Source organism: Rhizobium sp. T1470 (genome assembly GCF_042140505.1).
Classification (GTDB): domain Bacteria; phylum Pseudomonadota; class Alphaproteobacteria; order Rhizobiales; family Rhizobiaceae; genus Rhizobium; species Rhizobium favelukesii.
On record NZ_CP148091.1, the window covers coordinates 1,128,497 to 1,151,883 of the forward strand.

A 23,387-nucleotide genomic window follows, 5' to 3' on the forward strand; every position below is an offset into this window, starting at 1 on the left:
GCGTTTGGGGCAAGGATGAGTGCGGCAAAAGAGAGTGCATCCGAGGCGCGCGACACGGGCACCCTCGGTAAGCTGATGGTCCTTCTCGACCGGGTGACCCACGCAGACGAGCCTATGCGCTTCACCGACATACTGGCGGGCGCCAATCAGCCCCGTGGTACGGTTCACCGTCAGCTGGGCCATCTCGTGGAGGAGGGCCTGCTTGAGATCGATGCAGACGGCCGCTACTCGCCGGGCTTGCGGTTATTGGATCTCGCCTCTCGCAGCTGGGCGCGCAACGAGTTCCGTCTCATTGCGGAGCCGCATCTTAAAGCTCTGCAGGATCTGACCGGCGAAACCGTTCACCTCGGCGTGCTGCGCGGAACCTCGATCATCTATCTCGACAAATTCGAAGGGCAGCAGCCTGTCAGAATGTACTCGCAGATCGGCAACGCCTCACCGGTCTATTGCACCGGTGTAGGCAAGGCTGCCCTGTCCATCCTGCCCAGAGAGCGGGTTAAGGCGTTGGTGGCGGACCTCGCCTTCCATCGGTTCACGGCCAACACCCATACGGCCGAGTCGCTTCTTGCCGAGATTGAGGAGATACGAAGGCAGGGTCATGCCTTCGACCGTGAGGAGCACGAGGTCGGGATCCGGTGCATTGCTGCCCCGATTTGGTCGGAAAACCTGTCGCTTGTCGGCGGCGTTTCCGTAACTGGCCCGGCTTACCGGCTCACCGTGGAAAGGCTTTCGGAATGGGCGGCTGCGATCCAGCAGTCGGCCGAACGGATCATGGAGGCGATGCGCATCGGGCTTGGTCCTCGTCGCTGACGATGTCCCACGATCGGCAGGTACCCACCTAAAGCATAATATTGAGATTTTCTGACGAATCATCACAATTGACGCTCGTCAATCCCCCGTCCTGGGGTGTATGTGCTGGTAAATCGTCACCGGCGATACAAATTAGCGACGGCGCGGACGAGACGTCGCCTCCTTCAGCAATCCATCTTTCGAGTCGAATAAGTAAATGACCCCATCGCAGCCAGGATCTTCCGTGGACGTCCACGTTAGTGAGATCGCCGCACTGAAAACGCAGTTCGATATTTTCCGCTTCATGAAGAAAGTAACGGAAGCCTATCGTGCGCGGGCCTTCATGGTCTTCAATATCCCCTCCGTGACGGCACGTGATCTGCAGAGTAACGCAGTCATCTCGAGTTGGCCGGTGGAACTTCTTGCCGCCTACGATCACGAAGGACTGGTGGCCAACAGCCCAGTCATGAAGCGGCTCCGGACCTCGACCACGCCGTTCTTCAACGACGTGTCACAGGCAAAGCTGGATCGGCCTGATGGAAAGGCTGGCATCGTCAAGGCGCTCTTTGAACGCTTTCGCATGATGCGTTGCGCTTATTTTCCAACCCACGAGGCCTCCGGTGGCCGCGGTGCCGTTTCATTTTCAGGCGATCGCGAGGCATTCACCGCCGAGGAAATGCGCGAACTCCACTATATTTCCATCCACGTCTTCGACCGGCTGGCAGAGATCCGCAGCTATGACAATCGGGTCACGGGCACCTTGACCGATCGCGAGATCGACTGTCTGAACTGGACTGCCGCCGGTAAGACCAGCGTTGAGATTGCCGAAATCCTCAGCCTGTCCGAACACACGGTGAACCACTACCTCAACCGCGCGACCAAGAAGCTCGATACGGTGAACCGCACACAAGCAGTCGCCAAGGCACTGCGGATCGGCCTCATAAAGTAAGGGTTGCGCAAATTGTGGGCTCCACTGGCATTCGCGCCTAAATCTTCGCCAATGCCGACCACTTTGTCACAAGGTCACATCGGCATTTGCGAATGTTTGCCAATTGGCACGCTTTCTGCTTCCTTATCTCCAGCGGTCCAGAGGGGACCTGGGAACGACGCCGGATAAACGGCGCGACCGCACACCGCCAGCCGACGCCACGGTGCCTGATCTCGGGCTTGGGCGTCGGCGGCGGTTGTTGCTTTTGGGACACGCCGTTGACGGCATTCCCCTGCGCCTGGTCTTCCAATGGGCGTTTTGTGCTGGCCTTTTGCCGCGCCTGCTCTAGTTCGCAAGGCTTACCTCGGTATCCTGGAAGGCCGTTGCGACCATCAGGGCGAAAGCCCGGCGGACTTGGTGGACGCAGTGGCCTTTCGGTTGGCCTCGTTTCCCTCAATTGCCATCTGATCAACGATTTTGTTTGGCGAAGGCGCGGCGCTCCTCTATCTAGAATGCCAACATGGGCAGTGAGGATGGAATGACCGGCGTCACGAAGGAACAAGTTCTCGAAACGCTGAAGACGGTCCGCGGCCCCGATCTCGAACACGATATCGTCGAGCTCGGCATGGTGTCTGATGTCTTCATTTCCGATGGCAAGGTCTATTTCTCCATTACCGTTCCGGCGGAGAGTGCCAAGGAGCTGGAACCGCTTCGCCTCGCGGCCGAACGGGTCATCAAGGAGATGCCGGGCGTCAAGGGAGCGCTGGTTGCGCTGACGGCAGACAAGAAGGCCGGTTCAGGCGCGGCGCCCGTTTCGCGCCCTCAACCCCAGGCGGGACATGACCACCATGGCCATGCACACGCGCCGCCACAGCAGCCCCGCGCGGGCAAGCTCGGCGTTCCCGGTATCAACGCCATCATCGCCATTGCCTCGGGTAAAGGAGGCGTGGGCAAGTCCACGACCGCCGTCAATGTTGCGCTCGGTCTCCAGGCAAATGGTCTGCGTGTCGGCATTCTCGATGCCGATATCTACGGCCCGTCGATGCCGCGGCTGCTGAAGATCTCCGGCCGCCCCACCCAGATCGATGGCCGTATCATCAATCCGATGGAAAATTACGGGCTGAAGGTCATGTCGATGGGCTTCCTCGTCGACGAGGACACGGCCATGATCTGGCGCGGCCCGATGGTGCAATCGGCGCTGATGCAGATGCTGCGCGAGGTTGCCTGGGGCGAGCTCGATGTGCTTGTCGTCGATATGCCGCCCGGCACCGGCGATGCGCAACTGACGATGGCACAGCAGGTGCCGCTCGCCGGCGCCGTCATCGTTTCGACTCCGCAGGATCTCGCCCTCGTCGATGCCCGCAAGGGGTTGAACATGTTCAAGAAGGTCGAGGTTCCCGTGCTCGGCATCGTTGAGAACATGAGCTATTTTATCGCGCCCGATACCGGCACGCGTTATGATATCTTTGGTCATGGCGGCGCTCGCAAGGAAGCCGAACGCATTGGCGTTCCTTTCCTCGGCGAAGTGCCGCTGACGATGAACATCCGCGAGACGTCGGACGCCGGAACGCCACTTGTTGCCACCGAACCGAACGGCATTGTCGCCGGCATCTATCGAGAGATCGCCGCCAAGGTCTGGCAGCAGCTCGGTGGGCAGCCGCAGAGGGCCGCGCCGGCGATTGTTTTCGAGTGAACGCTTCGCCGCCGCTAGACTCCCAATTGCGGAGGAAATGTGGTCAAACGGCGCCGCGCACGTAAGATGTCTTGATTCTTTCGCAGCTTTCCGTCATATGGCGCGCCGTCGCCATGAGGCGGCTTTTTGCGAATGCTCGATGATGGCCACCCCGATTGGGACCGGTCACCTGCATGTTCGGAGTTATCTTGGTCGAAGGATTGGTGACTGCGATGCGATTGAGCACGTTGCATATCTCGGCGGTTGCCGGATGTGCCAGGAGTCGTATGAATTTTCGTCAATCGCTTTCGTTAAGATCGGGAACGTGCATCCCGCGCGCGCTCGCAGGCGGCGCGCCGTGGAAGGGCTTTCGATGAAAGCAGTGATGTGCGCAACACGTCCGGATTGCCGGAGGTCCAGCTGGTGATCACGGCCTACTGTTCCGATTGTAAGCCGGTTGAAATCGGCGATCTGTCGCAAGGTTCGTTGCGTGACGATGTGATGTGGATCGACATGATCGAGCCTTCGCGCGAGGAGGAACTCTTCGTCGAAAGAACCCTGGGTGTCGAGGTTCCGACGCGAGACGATCTCAAGGACATCGAGCCGTCGGCCCGCCTCTACATGGAAAACGATGCCGTGTTCATGACCGCATCCCTCGTCTGGAAGGTTGAAACGGACGCGCCGACGCTGACCGACGTTGCGTTCATCCTGGCTGGCAAGCGGATGATCACGATTCGCTACGCGCAACCAAAGTCCTTTTCGCTGTTCATCGCCGCTCTTCACCGCGTGCCGCAACAGTGGCGAAGTGGCGCCGCGTTGCTGGCAAAACTCTTTGAAACCGTGATCGATCGGACTGCCGAAATCCTGGAGCTGTCGGTCGCGCGTATCGACATCCTGTCGACGCATGTGTTTGGCGACCGCGCCAGGAAAGTTCGCAAGCCGTCGAACTATCTGGAAGAAAAGCTCAGGGACATCGCAGGCCATCATCGACTCGTCAGCAAGGTCCGGGACAGCCTCGCATCGCTGTCGCGGCTGATGACGTTTTTCTACACCGTCCCGGCCGTCCAGCAGGATCGTGACACCAAGGAACTCTGCAAGACGGTTTCGCGTGACATCCAGTCGCTCAATGAGCATGCGTCCTTCATCGCCGGCAATATCACCTTCCTGCTCGACGCCTCGCTCGGCCTGATCAACATCGAGCAGAACTCGATCATTAAGATTTTTTCGATCGCGTCCGTGGTGTTCTTGCCGCCGACGCTGGTCGCCTCCATCTACGGTATGAATTTCGAATTCATGCCGGAACTGCACTTTGCCCAGGGATATCCGTATTCGCTTGGGCTCATGGTGCTGTCCGCCGTCATTCCCTTCTTCTTTTTCCGATGGAAAGGCTGGCTCTGAAGAGCCTGTTTTCATTTCATGCACGAAGGCAGCCATTCACACGAACGAAAAATGAAGCCGCGCAAGCTGTTCTATCTGGCGCTGGGCTCCGTCGGCGTCGTCTATGGCGATATCGGAACCAGCCCGCTCTACGCGTTCCGCGAAGCATTGAAGCCCGTCGCGATCGACGGCCTCACACGTTTCGAGGTGATCAGCCTCATCTCGCTGATGATTTGGGCTCTGACCATTATCGTCACCATCAAGTACGTGCTCTTCCTGCTGCGCGCCGACAACGAAGGCGAAGGCGGTACGCTCTCCCTGCTGGCGTTGCTGATGAAGACCGCCAACGGGCATACCGCGCTACTGATGCTGCTTGGTCTCGTCGGTGCAGCATTGTTCCTCGGCGATGCGATGATCACACCGGCGCTGTCGGTTCTGTCGGCCGTTGAAGGTCTGAAGCTCGTGGCACCTAGCCTAACGAGCTATATTGTGCCGATTTCGGTCTTCATCCTGGCCTTGTTGTTTGCTGTGCAGTCGCGCGGAACCGGCGCCATGGCCCGTTTTTTCGGGCCGATCACGGCGCTCTGGTTCATCGTGATGGCCGCCGCCGGCATTTCGCACATCTCGGATGACTTCGGCATCCTTGCCGCCTTCAACCCCTATTATGCGATCAGCTTCCTGCTGCATGAGGGATTTTACGGTGTCGTCGTGCTCGGCGCAGTCTTCCTGACGGTGACGGGCGCGGAAGCGCTTTATGCCGATCTTGGCCACTTTGGCCGTCGGCCGATTCAGTGGGCGTGGTTTGCGCTGGTTTTCCCGGCATTGACGCTGAACTATTTGGGGCAGGGCGCTCTCGTGCTCGGCAATCCGATGGCGATGTCTGATCCTTTCTACCTGATGTATCCGCAATGGGCGCTGCTGCCGGTCGTCATCCTCGCGACCGCTGCGACGATCATCGCCAGCCAGGCCGTCATTACCGGCGCTTTTTCGCTTGTTCGACAGGGCATCAACCTCGGCTTCCTGCCGCGCATGGAAATCCTCTTCACGTCGGAGACGAATACGGGACAGATCTTCGTACCCTCCGTCAACGTCGTGCTCTTCTTCGGCGTCATATTCCTCGTCATCAGCTTCAAGACGTCGGATGCACTGGCAACCGCCTACGGTATCTCGGTGACGGGCGCGATGGTCGTCACTTCGATCATGGCCTTCGAGTTCGTGCGCGTTCGCTGGAACTGGTCTATCCCGGTCGCAACACTCGCCCTGGCGCCGCTCGTCGGTCTTGAACTCATCTTCCTTGGCGCGAACCTGCTGAAGATCCACGACGGTGGCTACATTCCGATCATGATTGCCACGGCGTTCACCGTGATCATGTGGACCTGGCGACGCGGCTCGGCTCTGCTGATGGAGAAGACGCGCCATACCGATATCCCGCTGGCATCTTTCGTCAGCTCGATCGAGCGCAAGAGCGACCATTCCCCCGCCCAGGTGCCCGGCACCGCGATCTTCCTGACCAGCGATCCGGAATCGGCGCCTGCCGCGCTGTTGCACAATCTGAAGCACAACCACGTTTTGCATGACAAGAACGTGATTTTGACGATCCGCACGATCAACAAGCCGCGTGTTTCGAGCGCCGATCGCTACAAGGTCGAGCAGATCTCGGAGCGGTTCTCGCGCGTCGAACTGCTGTTCGGATTCATGGAATCGCAGAACGTCTCGCAAGCCTTGGCGACGCTGCGCAAGTCCGGCCTGAAGTTCGACATCATGTCGACCTCCTTCTACCTCGGCCGCCGCAAGCTGGTTCCCGATGCCAAGTCCGGAATGCCTTACTGGCAGGATCGCCTTTACATTGCACTTGCCAATGCTGCAGCAAATCCGTCGGATTACTTCCGCCTGCCGGCAAATCGCGTGGTGGAACTCGGCTCGCACGTCATTATCTAGCCGAACCAGTGCCCTTCAAAAGCCCGGCCCCGCCGTCGGCCCCGCCGGGCTTTTATTTTTGCTGCCGCTAATGCTTTCGTCTCTGGAAGGCGCCCGCATTAACCATGCATCAAGGTTAATGAGACATTTTCAACGGCATGTTCATGCGTCTCATGCCGGAGTCTCGCGTTGCGTCGAAATAGCCGTTCCCGTGGCAAGCTGCGCCGCTTGCTTCAAAACTGGAGTTCACCCGCGCTCTTCGGCGTTTGCGGGGGGCTGATGTCGCCGACGATGGTGTCCCATGCGGACCTCGCCGCTCTGCTTGCCGGCCTCGACCAGGAACGGGAAAACTGGCGTATGGTATTGACCAATTCGCCGGCAGGGTCGATCCATCAGGCGGAACTGGCCTTTGCCGATCCTGTCGTGACAGGCACGATCGCCGCAGGTGCAGGCATGGTTCTGCCTGACGGGCGCAAGGTCGCCTTTATGGCGAAGGAAAAGGGACATGAGGCGACGCCGGACGAAGACCGGGTCAATCGCCCGTCTAAAAAGGGCCGCGTCGTTGCCGTCGAAAAGGTGCGGCCGCCAAAGGATTTCTCTGCCGGGTCTATCCTCCACAGAACACGCCTGCTTTTTCAGCCCGCCTTCGACGTGAAGGATAAGTCGGCCTTCGTGAAGCCGAAGATCAAGGGCAAGGAAATCCAGATCGCCTCGAATTTCTATAAGAAGGAGCCGCCGAAGCCCGATCGCGGCGTCTCGCCCATGCTAGCCGACCTCGTGACCAACACAAAGGCCGACGTGCTGGCGACGGCCTATGCGCCGGCCACTCCTGATTATTCCCGTCAGTCGCCGTTCGATTCGATTCTGACCGACAAGGCCGACGACGGCCGCTTCGTGCCGCAGATCGGCCCGCGTGACCACGCCTGGGCTGCAAGCATCCTGTCGCCCTCCGTATTCTCGGCGGCCGAGCAGCAGTGCCTGGCATCCGGCATCTATTTCGAAGCGCGTGGCGAAACGGTGAAGGGGCAGGCCGCCGTCGCCCAGGTCATTCTCAACCGCGTCCGCAATCCGGCCTACCCGAAGACGATTTGCGGCGTCGTCTACCAGAACGAGGATTGGCGCAACCGATGCCAGTTCTCCTTTGCCTGCGACAACATCAAGGATCGCGTGAACTCGCAGTATCATTGGAGAATCGCCCGCGACGTCGCCATGGCCGTGACCGCAGGCAAGATCTGGCTCCCGCAGGTCGGTTCCGCCACGCACTATCATGCTGTCTACGTTCGTCCGAAATGGGCCAAGACGATGGAAAAGGTCGGCCGCATCGGCCTGCATGTCTTCTATCGCACCTACGGCGGCGGCTGGAGCTGAGGAAAAAGCTGATCCTGACGCGATTTCGCGTCTCATCGCCGCACACAAAAGCGGATTCTTTCGGTCGATTTTGGCTAAGCTCGTCGAGATCGGCCTAAGCATATGTTTTTTATCGCCTATTTTATGGCTGGACATCGACCTCCTACGCCTTGACTATGCTTTTTGCTAAAACTATGTTGCGCGCGACTTCAGAACGGGCCGAAAGGTTCTCAAACCTTGGGGTCGTTGTCGGAAAACCGGGGTAGCGGGCGGACAGCGACTGGCGGAGGAGAGCACCATGGCGGATGACCGCGAGGAAAGTCTTGAGAAGCGCCGGGCGCAATTGGAAGCGAAGCTCGCAACCAAGCGCGTAGAGGTGGGGAAGGAAGAGGCTATCGAAGCGAGCGCCGAGGCGAGCCGCAAGGGCTATGCCGAGGCGATGAAGCTTTCGAGCGAATTCATCTCCGCAATCGTCGTCGGCGCCGTTCTTGGCTATGTCCTCGACCGTTTTGTCGGCACGGCGCCTTGGGGATTGATTGTTCTTCTTCTTCTTGGATTTTGTGCCGGCGTATTGAACGTTCTGCGTACCGCGGGGAAGGTTGCAAAGCCCGATCCTGCTAAGGGCGAGAATGGCGGAAAATAGGGCAGGGCGCTCCAGCGTTCGATCCAGTGCAATGATCCCGTTTCGCGCGGGCTAAAGATAGAGAGAACAAGCGGTGTCTAACGATCCGACCCATCAGTTCCTGATCCAGAAGATTGTGCCGATCGAAGTCGGCGGAATTGATTTCTCGTTTACGAACGCATCGCTCTTTATGGTAGCGTCCGCTGCCGTCGCCGCTGGCTTTTTGTATTTCTCGACGTCGAACCGGGCGATCGTGCCTGGCCGTTCCCAGTCGGTTGCGGAGATGTCCTACGAGTTCATCGCCAACATGCTGAAGGAAGGCGCTGGATCCAAGGGAATGAAGTTCTTCCCGTTGGTCTTCTCGCTCTTCATGTTCGTGTTGACGGCAAACCTGCTCGGCATGTTCCCGTACTTCTTCACGGTCACCAGCCAGATCATCGTCACCCTCGCGCTGGCGCTGCTCGTGATCGGTACCGTTCTCGTCTACGGTTTCTACAAGCACGGCTTCCACTTCCTGAATATCTTCGTGCCGCAGGGCGTTCCGGGCATTCTTCTGCCGCTCGTCGTGGCGATCGAAATCATCTCCTTCCTCTCCCGTCCGATTTCGCTCTCCGTTCGTCTCTTCGCCAACATGCTGGCGGGTCACATCACCCTTAAAGTGTTCGCAGGCTTCGTCGCCTCGCTTGGAGCGCTGGGTGCACTCGGCGTCGGCGGTGCCATTCTTCCCCTCATCATGACGGTCGCCCTGACCGGTCTCGAGTTCCTCGTTGCCTTCCTCCAGGCTTACGTCTTTGCGGTGCTGACTTGCATGTACCTCAATGACGCGATCCATCCGGGCGGCCACTAAGGATACCGATATTGACGTCCATGGGCGTCAGTCAATTCGCCGTAACAACCATTTCAAAGGAGTGAAAATATGGATCCCATCGCAGCAAAGTACATCGGCGCAGGTCTGGCTTGCCTCGGTATGGCCGGTACGGCTCTCGGCCTCGGCAACATCTTCGGCAGCTACCTGTCCGGCGCGCTGCGCAACCCGTCGGCTGCTGACAGCCAGTTCGGCCGTCTGGTTTTCGGCTTTGCCGTTACGGAAGCTCTGGGCATCTTCTCGCTGCTCGTCGCTCTCCTCCTGCTCTTCGCCGTCTAAGACAGGCGCATTGAAGGATCACGGCCTGCGACCCGCAAGCCGTGATCCTTTGCATTTGCCGTACACCTGGAGGTGAGCATGTTTTTTGTGACCCCGGCTTACGCCGAAGAGGCCCCGGCGGGAACCGCAGAAACTGGCGCAGCGACCGGTACAGACACGCATGCCGCTCCGGCAGCAGGCGAGGTCCACACCGAGACCGGCGTACCAGCCGAGCATCACGGCGGCGGCGTATTCCCGCCTTTCGATTCGACGACCTACGCCTCGCAGCTTCTGTGGCTGGCGATCACGTTCGTTGTCTTCTTCGTGCTCATGCAAAAGGTCATCACGCCGCGCATCGGTGGTATTCTCGAGCAGCGCCACAATCGCATCTCGCAGGACCTCGATGAGGCGGGCCGCCTGAAGGCGGAAGCCGACGCCGACGTTGCTGCTTACGAAGCCGAATTGGCCGCTGCTCGCGCCAAGTCAAACTCGATCGGCACTGCCGCTCGCGATGCCGCCAAACTGAAGGCGGAGGCCGACCGCAAGGCCGTTGAAGCAAGCCTGGCTGAAAAGCTGAAGGCTGCGGAAGGTCGCATCGCCGACATCAAGGCGAAGGCATTCGCTGACGTCGGTTCCATCGCCGAAGAAACCGCAACGGCTGTTGTAGAACAGCTGATCGGCACCACAGCAACGGCAGAGGTTGCTGCTGCGGTTGCTGACATCAAGAAGGGGGCTTGATCGATGGAATTTGCATTGGACGCAACATTCTTCGCATTCGTCGGTCTTGTGCTGTTCCTGGCGCTGGTCGTCTACCTCAAGGTTCCGGGCATGATGGCCAAGTCGCTCGACGACCGAGCCGATCAGATCCGCAACGAGCTGTCGGAAGCCAAGCGCCTGCGCGAAGAGGCCCAGCATCTGCTGGCCGAGTATCAGCGCAAACGCAAGGAAGCTGAAGCAGAAGCTGCACACATTGTCGCCGCTGCTGAGCGTGAAGCCGAAATGCTGACGGTGGAAGCCAAGAAGAAGACGGAAGAATTCGTCGCAAACCGCACCGCGGTTTCCGAGCAGAAGATCAAGCAGGCGGAAGTCGATGCGATGAAGGCGGTTCGTTCCGCTGCTGTCGATCTGGCGATCGCCGCTGCCGAAAACGTTCTGGCGAAAAAGGCCGACACGAAGGTGCAGGCCGATCTCTTCAAGGGGGCGGTCGGCGAAGTGAAGACGCGTTTGAACTGAGCGCTCGGTTCGTTTCAAGTGAAAAGCCCCGTTCAGCGACGGGGCTTTTTTGCTATTGGCGGCACGGCCGTCAAGGTGAAGGTGCCAATGCTGACGGATGAGACGCATCGCGGACCGATCTGTCAAACGATCAGCGCGCCGCCATGTCCGATCTCGTTGTCGAGCGTTTGATGCGCTCGTCGCCTTCATGGAAGAGGAGGCGCTGCGGGGACCGGAAAAATATTGCAGGGATATCGAGCAGGGCCATCACAGGCTTTATTGCGAGGACATCGACTGCATCCGCGCACATCGATCAAATCCTGGCCGGGCGCATGGCCGCCTGATCTGCGGAAAGGCAGCCGCCTGCCATAATGCCGCCATTCAATGGTCGGCGGATCGCCCCGCTATTGCCGCACCAAAAACGTCTCGCAATCACATTGTCGCCGGATCGTTCCTCAACCCTAACCAAGGCCAAGGCAGCGCGCTGCCGTTCACGCCGTATCATCACGGAGGAATGAAATATATGACCACTCGTTACATTGCTGCTGCGTTGTTAACTGCCGCAGCCTTCGGCTTGGTGCCTCTCAGCACGCCTGCGTCCGCACAGCAGGCAGCTCCGGAGACGCAACCGATCCAAGCGCAGCCAGAAAGCAAAGGCGAGGCCGCCGTCAGTGATCAGAAGATCGAGGCCTTTGCGGTTGCCTACCTGCAGGTCGACAAGATCAGGCAGGAATACGCGGCCAAGCTCCAAGCAACGCAGGATGCTGGGGCAAAGCAACAACTGCAGACCGAGGGCAGTAAGCAAATGGTTCAGGCCGTGGAAGGCTCTCCAGGGATATCGGTAGAGGAATACAATTCAATTCTGACAGCCGCGCAGAACGATCCGGCGCTCGTCAAGAGAGTTCAGGAAAAGCTCCAGGAATCGGCACCTACGCAGCAGCCCGCGACGCAGCAGTAGGCGGTCTCCGGGACTGCGCGCTTGAATTCTGGTTCAGGCATGCGAAGCGGCCCGATGGCCGCTTCGCATGCGATCTGTCATGGCTACGACAAAGACGGCCACGCAAGGCCCCATTCTCATAGGCGGGCGACACGGCCAGACGCTACTCCTGCAGCATCTCTTCCGTCGCGCCGCCCTCGATTGCGTCCTTTTTCAACGGCCTGAAACTCATGCGGTGAAGCGGGCATGGGCCATGCCGCTCAATGCCGGCGCGGTGCTGCGCTGTCCCATAACCCACATGTGCGGCAAAGCCATAGGCGGGGAAGACGGCGTGTGCACGCGCCATCATTCGGTCGCGTGTCACCTTGGCGACAATGGAGGCGGCAGCGATGGAAACAGAGCGCGCATCACCCTTGACGACCGCTTGGCCGGGACAGGCGAGACCGGGTGGAACGTCGAGTCCATCGGTCAGCACATAGCTTGCAGGTATCGACAAGCCGCAGATGGCGCGGCGCATGGCGTCTAGGCTGGCCTTGCGGATATCCGTCTCGTCGATGCGCGTCGAGCTCGAGGAGGCGATCGATACGGTCGCCGTCGCAAGAATCTGAACGAAAAGCTCCTCGCGCTTTTGTGCCGAAAGCTGCTTCGAATCGTTCAAGCCATCGGGAATGCGCTTTGGATCGAGAATGACGGCTGCTGCCACCACCGGGCCGGCCAGCGGACCGCGTCCCGCCTCATCAGCCCCCGCGACCGGCCAATGACCGGCCTTGCGCGCCTTCAGCTCCAGCCGGAAATCCGGCACGAGGGGGACATCTTCGAAAAGCATAGGAGAATCGGGTGACGTGCGAGGTTTCATGCGGCTGAACCTCGCACGCCAACCCGATTTCCTGCAAGTCCCCGGATCAGGGCGGCGGGCCGGGGACTTGGGCGCGGACGGGCAGGGCGACCATCCGCAAAGCTCGAATATCAAAGCAGCGACAACTGCACGCCGCTGCCATCAGGCGGAACGAAGAGGTCGTCGCGCAACGGCATGCTGCGCCGGGTCATGCCAAGCCGTTTCGTGGCCATCTCGAAACGACGCGCAATCTGCCAGGCATAGGGGCCAGCTCCCTTCATCCGCTTACCGAAATCTGCGTCATAATCCTTGCCGCCGCGCATCGAACGGACAAGCGACATGACGTGCCGGTAACGTTCGGGGTAGTTTTGCAGCAGCCAGTCGCGAAACAGCGGCGATACTTCGAATGGCAGGCGCAGGATGACGTAACCCGCTTCCTTCGCGCCCGCGGCATGGGCGGAGTCGAGAATGCGCTCCAGTTCGTGATCGTTGAGCGCCGGAATGATAGGCGCTGCCATCACCGATGTCTGGACACCCGCATCGGAGAGTGCGCGGATAGCCTCCAGCCGACGCGTCGGCGTCGAGGCACGCGGCTCCATTGTCCGCGCGAGCTTGCGCTCGAGCGTCGTCACCGACAGCGAAACACGAACAAGGTTCCTCTCGGCCATCGCCGAGAGAATATCGAGATCGCGCAGGATCATTGCCGACTTCGTAACAACCGAGACCGGATGGTTGGCCTTCTCAAGCACCTCGAGAATCTGCCGCATGATGCGCCATTCCTTCTCGATCGGCTGGTAGGGATCGGTGTTGGTCCCGATCGCGATGACGCGCGGCTTGTAACCGGGCTTCGCCAACTCTCGCTCCAGAAGCTTGGCTGCATCCGGCTTGGCAAAGAGCTTGGCTTCGAAGTCTAGACCGGCGGAAAGGCCCATATAGGCATGCGTCGGCCGCGCGAAGCAGTAGATGCAGCCATGCTCGCAGCCGCGATAAGGATTGATCGAGCGGTCGAAGGGAATGTCTGGCGATTCGTTGCGCGTGATGGCCGTCCGCGGCTTTTCGATCTGCACCTCGGTCTTGAACGGCGGAAGATCCTCAAGGTTCTGCCAGCCATCGTCGAAAGTCTCACGGTGCAGAGGCTCGAAGCGACCACTCGGATTGAGTCCGGCCGCACGCCCGCGGCGACGGTCGACATCGATCCGCAGACCGGCAGATACGATCATCGCATCGGCAATATCTGCCGTATTGGCAGGCGCAAATGCGGCCTGCCCGGCAAGGGACTGCTCGTTCATCGGATTCTCCGCTGGCGGAAGCTTTGCTTCCATCCGTTTTGATGATTAAATTCCTATCGGCAAAAATAGAACAATGCAAGAACAAAATGAGGAAAGTGCCGCTGGCAAAATTTTGTGCGGCGCTCTATGAATAGGCAATGTTGACTGTTGTACTTGAATGCCAGGATCAGGAGCCTGAGCTGGCGCAGACGTTATCGGTGTTGGTGGCAGGCGCAGTGGAGGGGCTCGTCAGTGACGTTGTGGTGCTTGACCATGACTCGCGGGACGGGACGTCGAGGGTGGCTGATGCTGCCGGCTGCCGGTTTCATTCGCAATGGGATATCAAAGATATAGTGCGCTCGGCGCGAGGCGAGTGGCTTCTTTTCGTCGAGCCCGGTGCGCGTCCGCAGACCGGCTGGAGCGACGAGATTGCCGAGTACATGGCGCTGAATAAGCTGCCTGCACGGTTCACCGCTTCGCGCGGATATCGGCGTCCTTTTCTGCAGCGCATCCGCCGGGCGTCGTCGCCGCTGGAACTCGGGCTTCTCCTTCCCAAGAAACAGGCGATCGCCGCAGCACGAAGCGGAATGAGCCTCCTCGAATTCGCAAAAGGGCAGAAGCTGCGCAAGCTTTCCAGCGAACTCATTCCCTCTTGGGTTGCGCGCGCGGCGCGGTAGCTGCGCGTGCTCTCTTCGACGCCCCCGCAAATGATGGCGCCCGATACAATTTTGCGCTATAATTCCCGCATGGCGCCGCCCGAGCGCCTCGCTTCGTGACGGTCGACCATGAATGCCGGCAGACGGCAGAACAGGTCAGCGGAAGTCTCCTCTTCTGCCGGTTTCCGGCAAAAGGAGGTGCGTCATGAAACGCAATATGATCCGCGGCCTGTTGTCGGCCGTCATATTGACGACATCGATGATCGCGCATCCGCATTCGGCAGCATCGCAGATGATGCGCAGTTGCGCAGGCCGATCCGAGATCGTCGATTTTCTCGACAAGAACTTTGCCGAGAGGCTGACGGCAGTTGGGTTGGTCAACCAGAACGCAATGCTTGAGATCTACGCCGCGCAGAGCGGCACGTGGACGCTGCTCATCACGGATGTTCGCGGCGTAAGCTGCATCCTGCTGTCCGGTGATAGCTGGGAGACAATGCCTGCACTACCCGGCATAGGGATATAGAACGGCGGCCTGTCTTCGTCTGCCGGGGCAGTCCGTTACTTGCCTGTCCCGCGCTTTAGATGCTCGTCGAGACGCGGCATGATCTCCACGAAATTGCAAGGCATGTGGCGGTAGTCGAGTTGGGATTTGAGGATGCCATCCCAGGCGTCCTTGCAGGCCCCGGGCGAGCCCGGCAGCGCGAAGATGAAAGTTGCGTTGGCAACGCCCGCCGTGGCGCGCGACTGGATCGTCGAGGTGCCGATCTTGTCGTAGGAGATACGGTGGAACACCTCCGAAAAGCCATCCATCCTCTTTTCGAAAAGCGGCTCCAGAGCTTCCGGCGTGACATCGCGGCCGGTAAAGCCGGTTCCCCCGGTGGTGATGACGACGTCGATATCATCGCGTTCGGTCCATGCCTTCACACGCGAAGCTATCGCCTGTGGGTCATCAGGGACGATTCCCCGGTCGACCAAGCGGTGACCTGCCTCCTTGATCCTAGCAGCCAGCGTATCGCCGGAGCGGTCGTCGGCGAGCGTGCGGGTATCCGAGACCGTCAGCACGGCAATACCGACAGGAATGAAGGGACGCATTTCATCCAGCCCTGGCATCGTGTCCTCCAGCAGTCGTTTCCGTTGCTTCGAAATACCAGTCCTGCCGTTCGCTGTGAAGCGCGGCGGCCGCCGTCTCTGCCGCTACACGTGTATCAAAGATGCCGTAGCACGTGGCGCCGGAACCGGACATGCGAACGAGGGAGGCGCCCTGCTTCTTCAGCATCGCCGAGATCTCGGCAATTTCGGGCAGCAGGTCTCGAGCGACCGGCTCAAGGTCATTGCGCATCGAGCCTATCGTCTCGATCCAGGTGGAACGCAGCGTCATGTCGAGTGCCGGATTGGTCTTGCTTGTCAGCCTTCGGAAAACCTCGGGCGTCGATATGCCTTTCAACGGGTTCGCCAGCACCATGGCAAAGGCCGGCATGTCGTCGACAGGGATGATCTGCTCGCCAATGCCGCGCGCGATCAGTGGTCTGCTCGCCAGGCACATGGGCACGTCGGCCCCTAGCCGGAGGGCGACCGCCTCGATGGTCGCATTCGGAAGCGACACGTTCCAGAGCCGCGTCAGGCCGCGAAGCGTCGCTGCCGCATCGGCCGACCCACCGCCGATTCCGGACGCAATCGGCAGGTTCTTCTGGAGATCGATGCGAACCGCGGGAGCGATGCCGCTCTCGTGAGAGATCGCACTGCGCAGGAAATCCCGGGCCTTCAGGACAAGATTGTCGTGGCGGTCGTCGACGAGCGCTTCGGCAAAGCGTCCTGATATCACGAACTCGTCTCGCTCAGCCGGCGTAAATTCAAGCCGGTCGCCATGCCGGGTGAAGGTCACCAGCATATCGAGCAGGTGGTAGCCGTCGGATCTCTGGCCCGTCACATGCAGGGCCAGATTGATTTTTGCCGGAGCGTCCTCGATGACGGTCAGGTCATCGCCCATACTCGCCTCGGGCATCGCCTATCAGGACTTCTTGTCCGTGGGCTTCGGTTCGACCGGCGCCGGATCCGGCTGCTTCTTGTCAGCCGCCTTGGAGCTGTCCGTATCCTGCGGCAAGCCGTTGGCGATCTTTTCCTTGATCTTCGGGATCGCGGATGCCTCGGGTTCGGAGCCGAGCGCCCGGTTCCACTGGTAGACGGCTTCGAGCTTGCGGCCGACACGCCAGTAGGCATCACCCAGATGGTCGTTGATCGTCGCGTCGCCGGCCTTGATCTGTGCTGCTTTCTCCAATTCCTCGACCGCGTCGTCGAAGCGGTTCAGCCGGAAATAGGCCCAGCCAAGCGAGTCGATGATGTAGCCATCGTCCGGACGCAGATCGACCGCCTTCTTGATCATCGCCAGGCCCTCGTCGAGGTTCCGGTTCATGTCGATCCAGGAGTAGCCGAGGTAGTTCAGAACCTGCGGCTGGTCGGGGTTGAGTTCCAGTGCCTTGCGGAAATTCGGCTCTGCCTGGTCCCATTTCTTCAGGCGTTCATAGGCGATGCCGCGCTGGAAGAAGACCGTCCATGCGCCCCTGCCCGGCAACGGGCCGAGGACTTCGACGGCCTTGTCGTAATTGTCGGCCATGGCGGCGTAGTCCTTCGCATCCGACAGCACGCTGCCATAGGCGAGGTAGCTGCGAACGTCCTTCGGATCAGAGGCGATCAGGCTCTGAAGGTGCTTGCGCGCCTCTTCCACCTTGCCGCCCTGCGCAAGGGCAAGGCCGAGCTGCAGCTCGGAGATGCGGCGCATCGGCGAGTTCTCCGGCACCTGCTTGTAGAGCGCGATCGCGCGGTCCATCTGCTCCTGCTTCTCGGCAATGCCGCCGAGCATGACGAGCGTATCGGCGCTATCCGGATCCAGCGTCTTGGCGGTCTGCAGGTAGAGCGAAACGATATCCTCGGCGCCGTCGCGGTTCAGCGCCCCGCCGATGGAGAAAAGTACGCCGGCAGCGCCCTGCTTTGCGGTCTGAATCTGCTGCTCCTGCTTCTCGCCCTTTTCGATGCTCTGGCGCAGCGCATTGAGCGGAGCGTAGTTCGGCAGCAGGTTGTCGCCGACGGAAATCGCGTCGAGCGCCTTCTGCTTGTTGCCCTGCGAGGCTTCCAGTCGGGCGAGAGCCATGACGGCGCGCATGAAGGTATCGGGAGCCGTCGCACCGCCGTCCTTGTCGAGTACGGCGTCGTTGAGGTTCTGGCGGGCGGCCCTTATGTCGCCGTTCACGATCGCGATCGCGCCGGCGTTGTAGGATTTGAAGATGCCGACCCAATCCGGCCCCTTCATCCTCTGAACCATGGAGAGAGCTTCCTTGCCACGGCCGGCGCCGACGCGGGCCCAGGCGGCGAGCAGATCGTTCATCATTCGGTCGAGATCGTTCGGGCCGGTATATTTCAGAAGCGATTCAGCCGTCTTGTATTCGCCGCGTCGAATGGCATCCATGCTGCGCACGACCGTCGTGATGCGTTCGACCGTTGGATCGCCTTTCAGGTCGTTGGCATACTTCACGCCATCCTTGATGTCGCCGTTCAAAAGCAGCGAGATCATCAGGCGCTGGCGGATTTCCGGATTTCCCGGCTCGATCTGCAGCGCCTTCTTGTAGAGTTCAATCGCCGTCTCGTAGTCGTGATCGACATCGGCAGTCCGGGCGGCCAAAAATGCGCCGGAGAAGCTCGTGACGCTATCCGGATCGAAGATCACCGTGGCGGCATCGTCCTTCTTGGCCGTCTCTTCGGCATTCACGCCGCCGAGCGCTGCCAGCGATAGGACCGCTGCCATGGCTGCGCTCGAAAGAAGACGGATGGCAAGTTTTTGCCGCATTAGAAAACCTCTCTTGTCGGGCAGCCGGCCTCGTCCGACTGCAAAATCAGTTGAAATGACTGACTCACAACAGGATGGCTTTTTTGGAGCGGCCCTGCAATAAATTCAGCCCGCGATCAGTGACCGTCGATTAATTGACGCGCTCGATGCAGAAGTCGATGACTTCCAGCAGGGCTGACTTCCATCCCGTTTCGGGAAGCGGCGCGAGCGCATCGCGTGCGATCGTGCCGTAGTGAACCGCCCGGGCAATGGTGTCGTTCAGCGTGCCATACTTGGTAATCAGGCCAAGCGCCTTTTCGAGATTCTGGTCGCTGCTCTCGCCGCCTTCAATGGCCTGTCGCCAAAAAGCGCGCTCTTCCTCGGTTCCGCGGCGATAGGCCAAGATGACCGGAAGCGTGATCTTGCCTTCCCGGAAGTCGTCGCCGACATTCTTGCCGAGATCGGCCGCCTTGCCGCCGTAGTCCAGCGCATCGTCGACGAGCTGGAAAGCGAGACCAAGGTTCATGCCATAGGACTTCAGTGCGTTGCGGCCGGATTTGCCGGCATCGGCGACGATCGGGCCGACTTCGGCGGCTGCGGCAAACAACGCTGCCGTCTTCGCGCGGATGACGGCGAGGTAGTCGTCTTCTGTCGTTTCCATGTTCTTGGCGACGGAAAGCTGCAGCACTTCGCCTTCGGCGATCACGCAAGCCGCCGAGGAGAGCACGTCGAGCGCATCGAGCGAGCCGACATCGACCATCATGCGGAACGCCTGGCCGAGCAGGAAGTCACCGACAAGCACGCTCGCCTGGTTGCCCCAGATCATGCGGGCGGTGGATTTGCCGCGGCGAAGGTCGCTCTCATCGACGACGTCGTCATGCAGCAGCGTCGCCGTGTGCATGAACTCGACTGATGTCGCAAGCTTAATGTGGTTCTCGCCCTTGTAGCCGAATAGCGCAGCAGACGCCAAAGTCAGCATCGGACGAAGGCGCTTGCCGCCGGACGAGATGAGATGGTTGGCCACTTCGGGAATCATCTGGACGTCGGAACCGGCCTTGGAGAGGATAAGCTGGTTCACCCGTTGCATGTCCGCTTTGGTCAAATCGACCAGCGGCTTGACAGATGCCAGTTTGTTTTTGCTTTCTTCAAGCGGTATGACCACGCCCAACGACCCGGACTCCTGTTAAATTATTGAGTTCGACAATAGAAAGGGGCGATTGGCGCGGCAAGGGGTGAATTGTCGCGTCGCGCAAATTTGAAAGGGATTTTCCGGCAAATGCATGAACTTATTCGCGCCAATGATCCCGTGTTGCTCTCCTACGCGGAGAGCCTGCTGAAGGATGCGGGGATCCACTGCTTCATTGCCGATCAAGGGATGAGCATTCTGGAAGGGTCGCTCGGCATGCTGCCGCGCCGGCTCCTCGTCGATGACGAACAAGCCGACCAGGCGCGGCGCATTCTCGTGGATGCCGGGCTCGGTGGCGAATTGCGCGCTCCGAAGTGAGCCTGAGATGACGGGAGATCTTGCCGAGACGATTGACGCCTTTCACCGGGGGCTGTTCCATGTGGTGCAGCCGAAGGGCAGGGGGCATCGCTCCGGCATGGATGCAATGCTGCTTGCTGCGCTCGTCGCCGACGACCGCCCGATCACGGTCGCGGATCTCGGTGCCGGCGCAGGCGCCGCCGGCTTGGCCGTCGCGTCACGGCTGCCGGCCGCCGAAGTCGTCCTCTTTGAGCGTTCCGGCCAGATGGCCGACTATGCGCGCCGCAGCATCCTCCTGCCTGAAAATGCGCATGTGGCGGGCCGCGTTTCGGTCGTCGAGGCGGATGTGACGCTAAGGGCGAAGGCGCGAAACGAGGCTGGTCTCCCCGACGAGAGTTTCCATCATGTGATCATGAACCCGCCGTTCAACGATGCGGGCGATCGCCGGACGCCCGATGCCTTGAAGGCGGAGGCACATGCGATGACGGAGGGGCTGTTCGAAAGCTGGGTGCGGACGGCCGGGGCGATCATGATCCCCGGCGGGCAATTGTCGCTCATCGCACGGCCAGAATCGATTGCCGAGATCATCGACGCTTGCGGACGCCGCTTCGGCGGCATCGAGGTGACCGCGATCCATCCGCGCGACGGTGAGAGCGCCGTGCGTATCCTGGTCACGGCGATCAAAGGATCGCGCGCGCGGCTTTCGCTGCGCGCGCCACTTATCATGCACGAGGAGGGAACGCATAAATTCTCCCCCTTCGTGGATGATCTCAACAATGGCCGGGCGGCCTACAGCAGGCGCTAGCCGACGACGAAGTCGAACAGCAGCTTGACATTGAGACCCGCAATCAGGACCGCGATCACGTAGGCAATCGCACTCAACCAGCGGGGGGCGACCAGCGCGCCCATCTTCGCCCTGCTTGCCGTAAACATCACGAGCGGGAAGACGGCGAAGGAAAGCTGTAGGCTGAGCACGACCTGCGTCAGGATCAGCAGTTCCGCCGTGCCCTTGTCGCCATACCAAATGGTGACGAAGGCGGCCGGAACGATGGCGATCGCACGGGTGATCAGGCGGCGAACCCACGGCTGAAGCCGGATCTTCAGGAAGCCTTCCATGACGATCTGACCCGCAAGCGTTGCCGTAACCGTCGAATTCAGGCCGCAGCACAGGAGCGCGATGCCGAAGAGCGTTGGAGCGATTGCCAGTCCAAGCAGCGGTGCGAGCAACGAAGATGCCTCGCCCAGTTCCACGACATCCGTTTTGCCGTTCGCATGGAAGGCAGCAGCGGCCAGGATCAGGATCGATGCGTTGATCAGGAGCGCGAAGCACAGCGCTACGGTCGAGTCGATCGTCGCGTAGGTCAGCGCCTGGCGCTTTTCCGGCACCGTGTGGCCATAGGCGCGGGTCTGGACGATGCCGGAGTGCAGGTAGAGATTGTGCGGCATCACGGTGGCGCCGAGAATGCCGAGCGCGAGGTAGAGCATCTCGGGGTTGGAAACGATCTCGGTCGTCGGGAAGAAGCCCCGGATCACCGCACCCCATTCCGGGTCCGCCAGGAAGATCTGCACGCCGAAGCACACGGCGATGATGGCGAGCAGGGCGATGACAAAGGCTTCCACCCAGCGGAAGCCGATCTTCTGCAGATAGAGGATGAGGAACACATCGAGCGATGTGATGAGCACGCCGAGTTCGAGCGGGATGCCGAAGAGAAGGTTGAGGCCGATCGCCGTGCCGATCACCTCGGCGATGTCGGTCGCGATGATGGCGATTTCGGCAAAGGCCCACAGCGGAACCGAGACGTATTTCGGGTATGCGTCACGGCACGCCTGGGCAAGGTCGCGGCCGGAAGCGATCGCAAGGCGCGCACAGAGCGACTGCAGGACGATCGCCATCAGGTTGGACAGCAAGGCGACGGTCAGCAGGGCATAGCCGAACTTCGAACCGCCGGCGAGCGAGGTCGCCCAGTTGCCGGGGTCCATATAGCCGACGGCCACCATGTAGCCGGGCCCGAGGAACGCGGCGATGCGGCGCCAGCGTGTGCCATGTGCATGCGTCTGGACGGACCGGTAGACATCGGAAAGCGATGCCTCTTCACGTGCGTGTCGCCAGCCGGCCTTCGCGTTCGGATTTACGATGTCCATGCAGTGTCCGCCTATTATCAATCCGACCAGTATGTCTAATTGGAATGATAATGCAAGTCATTCGCAACAAGATTTGTGAACGACAGATGTTTTCTGCTGCGACCATTGCGTTTGTCGCTCCGTTGCATACATGGAAGACGTTCGCTCACATCGTCGCAAAGGATGGAAAATGGCCGGATTTTTGAAGAGGTTGCTGCCGAAGCGTTTCCGTAAGGAAGGCATGGTGATCCCCGTCGTTCGACTTCACGGCCCGATCATGAGCGGCGGGAGCCAGTTCCGGCCCACCCTCAATCTCGCCTCAACGGCGCAAGTCCTCGAAAAGGCCTTCAGTTTCAAGGATGCGCCGGCGGTTGCCATCTCGCTCAATTCGCCCGGCGGCTCCCCGGTGCAGTCGCGCCTCGTCTTCACCCGCATCCGCGAACTCGCGCGCGAGAAGCAGAAGAAGGTTCTCGTCTTCGTCGAAGATGTTGCCGCATCCGGCGGCTACATGATCGCGCTTGCCGGCGACGAGATCATTGCCGATCCCACCTCTATCGTCGGCTCGATCGGCGTCGTCTCTGGTGGCTTCGGCTTTCCCGAGCTCTTGAAGAAGATCGGCGTGGAGCGCCGGGTCTATACGGCCGGAGAAAACAAGGTGATCCTCGATCCCTTCCAGCCGGAGAAGGAAAAGGACATCGAATACCTGAAGACCCTGCAATTGGAGATCCATCAGGTTTTCATCTCCATGGTTCGCGAGCGGCGTGCCGGCAAGCTGAAGAACGACGACGTAGTCTTCTCCGGGCTTTTCTGGACCGGTATGCGCGCACTTGAGCTGGGTCTGGTCGATGGGCTCGGCGACATGCGGCAGGAATTGAAGCGCCGCTATGGGGCCAAAAGCAAGCTCGAGCTGGTGATGCCAGCGCGTGGTCTTTTCGGACGACGCATTCCGGGTATATCGTCAGCCAGCTTGGAGGGCGCCGGCGCCGGTCTTGCAACCGGACTTGTCGAGGCCGCCGAGGAGAAGGCATTGTGGAGCCGATTCGGGCTCTGAGGGAGTGAAGGCTGGCATCATGCCGCAACTGATAATTATCGTCGTGCTGGTCGTCGGCGCCTGGCTTCTCTACCGCCGCTTCATCGCTGATGCAAAGCGGCTCGCCGAGCGATCCCGTCGTGCCGAGAAGGAGCGCCAGACGGGCGCCATCGGCACGCTGGTCAAGGATCCGGTTACCGGCGAATACCATCTGAAGAAGGACGAGGACGAGTAGGGCCGCAAAAGCCTTGAC

The 23,387-nt window shown here is 60.3% G+C and carries 25 protein-coding genes; 18 read left to right on the forward strand and 7 right to left on the reverse strand.

The window, feature by feature from the left end:
• The first annotated feature begins 15 nt into the window (after positions 1-15).
• The 12 genes from WGT02_RS05675 (at position 16) to WGT02_RS05730 (ending at position 11,945) form a co-directional block, all read left to right on the forward strand.
• The gene (locus WGT02_RS05675) at positions 16-810 is read left to right on the forward strand and encodes an IclR family transcriptional regulator (RefSeq protein ID WP_024314316.1); all 795 of its coding nucleotides are present in this window, start codon (positions 16-18) and stop codon (positions 808-810) included.
• A gap of 196 nt (positions 811-1,006) precedes the next feature.
• Complete coding sequence (locus tag WGT02_RS05680) at positions 1,007-1,738, forward strand: autoinducer binding domain-containing protein (protein WP_024314315.1); 732 nt, start codon at positions 1,007-1,009, stop codon at positions 1,736-1,738.
• Positions 1,739-2,255: 517 nt separating this feature from the next.
• Entirely contained in the window at positions 2,256-3,410 is a 1,155-nt protein-coding gene (gene apbC / locus WGT02_RS05685) for an iron-sulfur cluster carrier protein ApbC (RefSeq protein ID WP_024314314.1), read from the forward strand.
• 402 nt (positions 3,411-3,812) lie between these two features.
• A complete protein-coding gene (locus WGT02_RS05690) occupies positions 3,813-4,787 on the forward strand; it encodes a magnesium transporter CorA family protein (protein WP_024314312.1) in 975 nt (324 codons plus the stop codon).
• 18 nt (positions 4,788-4,805) lie between these two features.
• Positions 4,806-6,704 carry a potassium transporter Kup gene (locus WGT02_RS05695; RefSeq protein ID WP_024314311.1) on the forward strand — a complete coding sequence of 633 codons (1,899 nt, stop codon included), beginning with the start codon at positions 4,806-4,808 and terminating at the stop codon, positions 6,702-6,704.
• A gap of 168 nt (positions 6,705-6,872) precedes the next feature.
• On the forward strand, positions 6,873-8,051 hold the full coding sequence (locus tag WGT02_RS05700) for a cell wall hydrolase (protein WP_208248703.1): 1,179 nt from the start codon (positions 6,873-6,875) through the stop codon (positions 8,049-8,051).
• A gap of 277 nt (positions 8,052-8,328) precedes the next feature.
• The gene (locus WGT02_RS05705) at positions 8,329-8,673 is read left to right on the forward strand and encodes an AtpZ/AtpI family protein (protein ID WP_208248700.1); all 345 of its coding nucleotides are present in this window, start codon (positions 8,329-8,331) and stop codon (positions 8,671-8,673) included.
• A 73-nt stretch (positions 8,674-8,746) separates the two neighbouring features.
• Positions 8,747-9,499 (forward strand): F0F1 ATP synthase subunit A, encoded by a 753-nt coding sequence (locus WGT02_RS05710; protein ID WP_024314309.1) that lies wholly within the window; start codon positions 8,747-8,749, stop codon positions 9,497-9,499.
• Positions 9,500-9,568: 69 nt separating this feature from the next.
• Entirely contained in the window at positions 9,569-9,796 is a 228-nt protein-coding gene (locus WGT02_RS05715) for a F0F1 ATP synthase subunit C (RefSeq protein ID WP_016552934.1), read from the forward strand.
• Positions 9,797-9,874: 78 nt separating this feature from the next.
• Positions 9,875-10,513 carry a F0F1 ATP synthase subunit B gene (locus WGT02_RS05720; RefSeq protein ID WP_024314308.1) on the forward strand — a complete coding sequence of 213 codons (639 nt, stop codon included), beginning with the start codon at positions 9,875-9,877 and terminating at the stop codon, positions 10,511-10,513.
• Between the two features lie 3 nt (positions 10,514-10,516).
• Positions 10,517-11,008: a F0F1 ATP synthase subunit B gene (locus tag WGT02_RS05725; RefSeq protein ID WP_024314307.1), complete on the forward strand. Its 492-nt coding sequence runs from the start codon at positions 10,517-10,519 to the stop codon at positions 11,006-11,008.
• 187 nt (positions 11,009-11,195) lie between these two features.
• Positions 11,196-11,945, forward strand: a complete 750-nt coding sequence (locus WGT02_RS05730; RefSeq protein WP_309475094.1) for a DUF4168 domain-containing protein — start codon at positions 11,196-11,198, stop codon at positions 11,943-11,945.
• A 142-nt stretch (positions 11,946-12,087) separates the two neighbouring features.
• On the opposite strand, the gene WGT02_RS05735 is transcribed toward WGT02_RS05730, so the two are convergent.
• Together WGT02_RS05735 and WGT02_RS05740 are read right to left on the reverse strand one after the other, a co-directional pair.
• Complete coding sequence (locus tag WGT02_RS05735) at positions 12,088-12,780, reverse strand: ribonuclease HII (RefSeq protein ID WP_024314305.1); 693 nt, start codon at positions 12,778-12,780, stop codon at positions 12,088-12,090.
• 110 nt (positions 12,781-12,890) lie between these two features.
• The gene (locus WGT02_RS05740) at positions 12,891-14,048 is read right to left on the reverse strand and encodes a PA0069 family radical SAM protein (protein ID WP_208248697.1); all 1,158 of its coding nucleotides are present in this window, start codon (positions 14,046-14,048) and stop codon (positions 12,891-12,893) included.
• A gap of 137 nt (positions 14,049-14,185) precedes the next feature.
• On the opposite strand from WGT02_RS05740, the gene WGT02_RS05745 reads away from it, so the two are divergent.
• Both WGT02_RS05745 and WGT02_RS05750 read left to right on the forward strand, forming a co-directional pair.
• The gene (locus WGT02_RS05745) at positions 14,186-14,704 is read left to right on the forward strand and encodes a glycosyl transferase (RefSeq protein ID WP_208248696.1); all 519 of its coding nucleotides are present in this window, start codon (positions 14,186-14,188) and stop codon (positions 14,702-14,704) included.
• 184 nt (positions 14,705-14,888) lie between these two features.
• Complete coding sequence (locus WGT02_RS05750; RefSeq protein WP_024314302.1) at positions 14,889-15,206, forward strand: hypothetical protein; 318 nt, start codon at positions 14,889-14,891, stop codon at positions 15,204-15,206.
• A 35-nt stretch (positions 15,207-15,241) separates the two neighbouring features.
• On the opposite strand, the gene moaB is transcribed toward WGT02_RS05750, so the two are convergent.
• The 4 genes from moaB to WGT02_RS05770 all read right to left on the reverse strand — a co-directional run bounded on the left by moaB (position 15,242) and on the right by WGT02_RS05770 (position 19,668).
• On the reverse strand, positions 15,242-15,793 hold the full coding sequence (gene moaB / locus WGT02_RS05755) for a molybdenum cofactor biosynthesis protein B (RefSeq protein WP_024314301.1): 552 nt from the start codon (positions 15,791-15,793) through the stop codon (positions 15,242-15,244).
• Positions 15,777-16,685, reverse strand: coding sequence for a 4-(cytidine 5'-diphospho)-2-C-methyl-D-erythritol kinase (locus WGT02_RS05760; RefSeq protein ID WP_024314300.1), 909 nt, complete (start codon positions 16,683-16,685; stop codon positions 15,777-15,779). The genes moaB and WGT02_RS05760 overlap by 17 nt, the downstream gene beginning before the upstream one ends.
• A 6-nt stretch (positions 16,686-16,691) precedes the next feature.
• Positions 16,692-18,521: a tetratricopeptide repeat protein gene (locus WGT02_RS05765; protein WP_024314299.1), complete on the reverse strand. Its 1,830-nt coding sequence runs from the start codon at positions 18,519-18,521 to the stop codon at positions 16,692-16,694.
• 130 nt (positions 18,522-18,651) lie between these two features.
• Positions 18,652-19,668 carry a polyprenyl synthetase family protein gene (locus tag WGT02_RS05770; protein WP_024314298.1) on the reverse strand — a complete coding sequence of 339 codons (1,017 nt, stop codon included), beginning with the start codon at positions 19,666-19,668 and terminating at the stop codon, positions 18,652-18,654.
• Positions 19,669-19,776: 108 nt separating this feature from the next.
• On the opposite strand from WGT02_RS05770, the gene WGT02_RS05775 reads away from it, so the two are divergent.
• Both WGT02_RS05775 and WGT02_RS05780 read left to right on the forward strand, forming a co-directional pair.
• Complete coding sequence (locus WGT02_RS05775) at positions 19,777-20,004, forward strand: DUF2007 domain-containing protein (RefSeq protein WP_024314297.1); 228 nt, start codon at positions 19,777-19,779, stop codon at positions 20,002-20,004.
• 7 nt (positions 20,005-20,011) lie between these two features.
• Positions 20,012-20,788: a tRNA1(Val) (adenine(37)-N6)-methyltransferase gene (locus WGT02_RS05780; protein ID WP_024314296.1), complete on the forward strand. Its 777-nt coding sequence runs from the start codon at positions 20,012-20,014 to the stop codon at positions 20,786-20,788.
• Here the strand turns inward: WGT02_RS05780 and WGT02_RS05785 are convergent.
• Positions 20,785-22,125 carry an Nramp family divalent metal transporter gene (locus tag WGT02_RS05785; RefSeq protein ID WP_208248694.1) on the reverse strand — a complete coding sequence of 447 codons (1,341 nt, stop codon included), beginning with the start codon at positions 22,123-22,125 and terminating at the stop codon, positions 20,785-20,787. The genes WGT02_RS05780 and WGT02_RS05785 overlap by 4 nt on opposite strands.
• 169 nt (positions 22,126-22,294) lie before the next feature.
• Here WGT02_RS05785 and WGT02_RS05790 point away from each other — a divergent pair, with 169 nt between their 5' ends.
• On the forward strand, positions 22,295-23,155 hold the full coding sequence (locus WGT02_RS05790; protein ID WP_024314294.1) for a S49 family peptidase: 861 nt from the start codon (positions 22,295-22,297) through the stop codon (positions 23,153-23,155).
• 19 nt (positions 23,156-23,174) lie between these two features.
• Complete coding sequence (locus WGT02_RS05795; RefSeq protein WP_007789132.1) at positions 23,175-23,369, forward strand: membrane protein; 195 nt, start codon at positions 23,175-23,177, stop codon at positions 23,367-23,369.
• Positions 23,370-23,387: the final 18 nt, after the last annotated feature.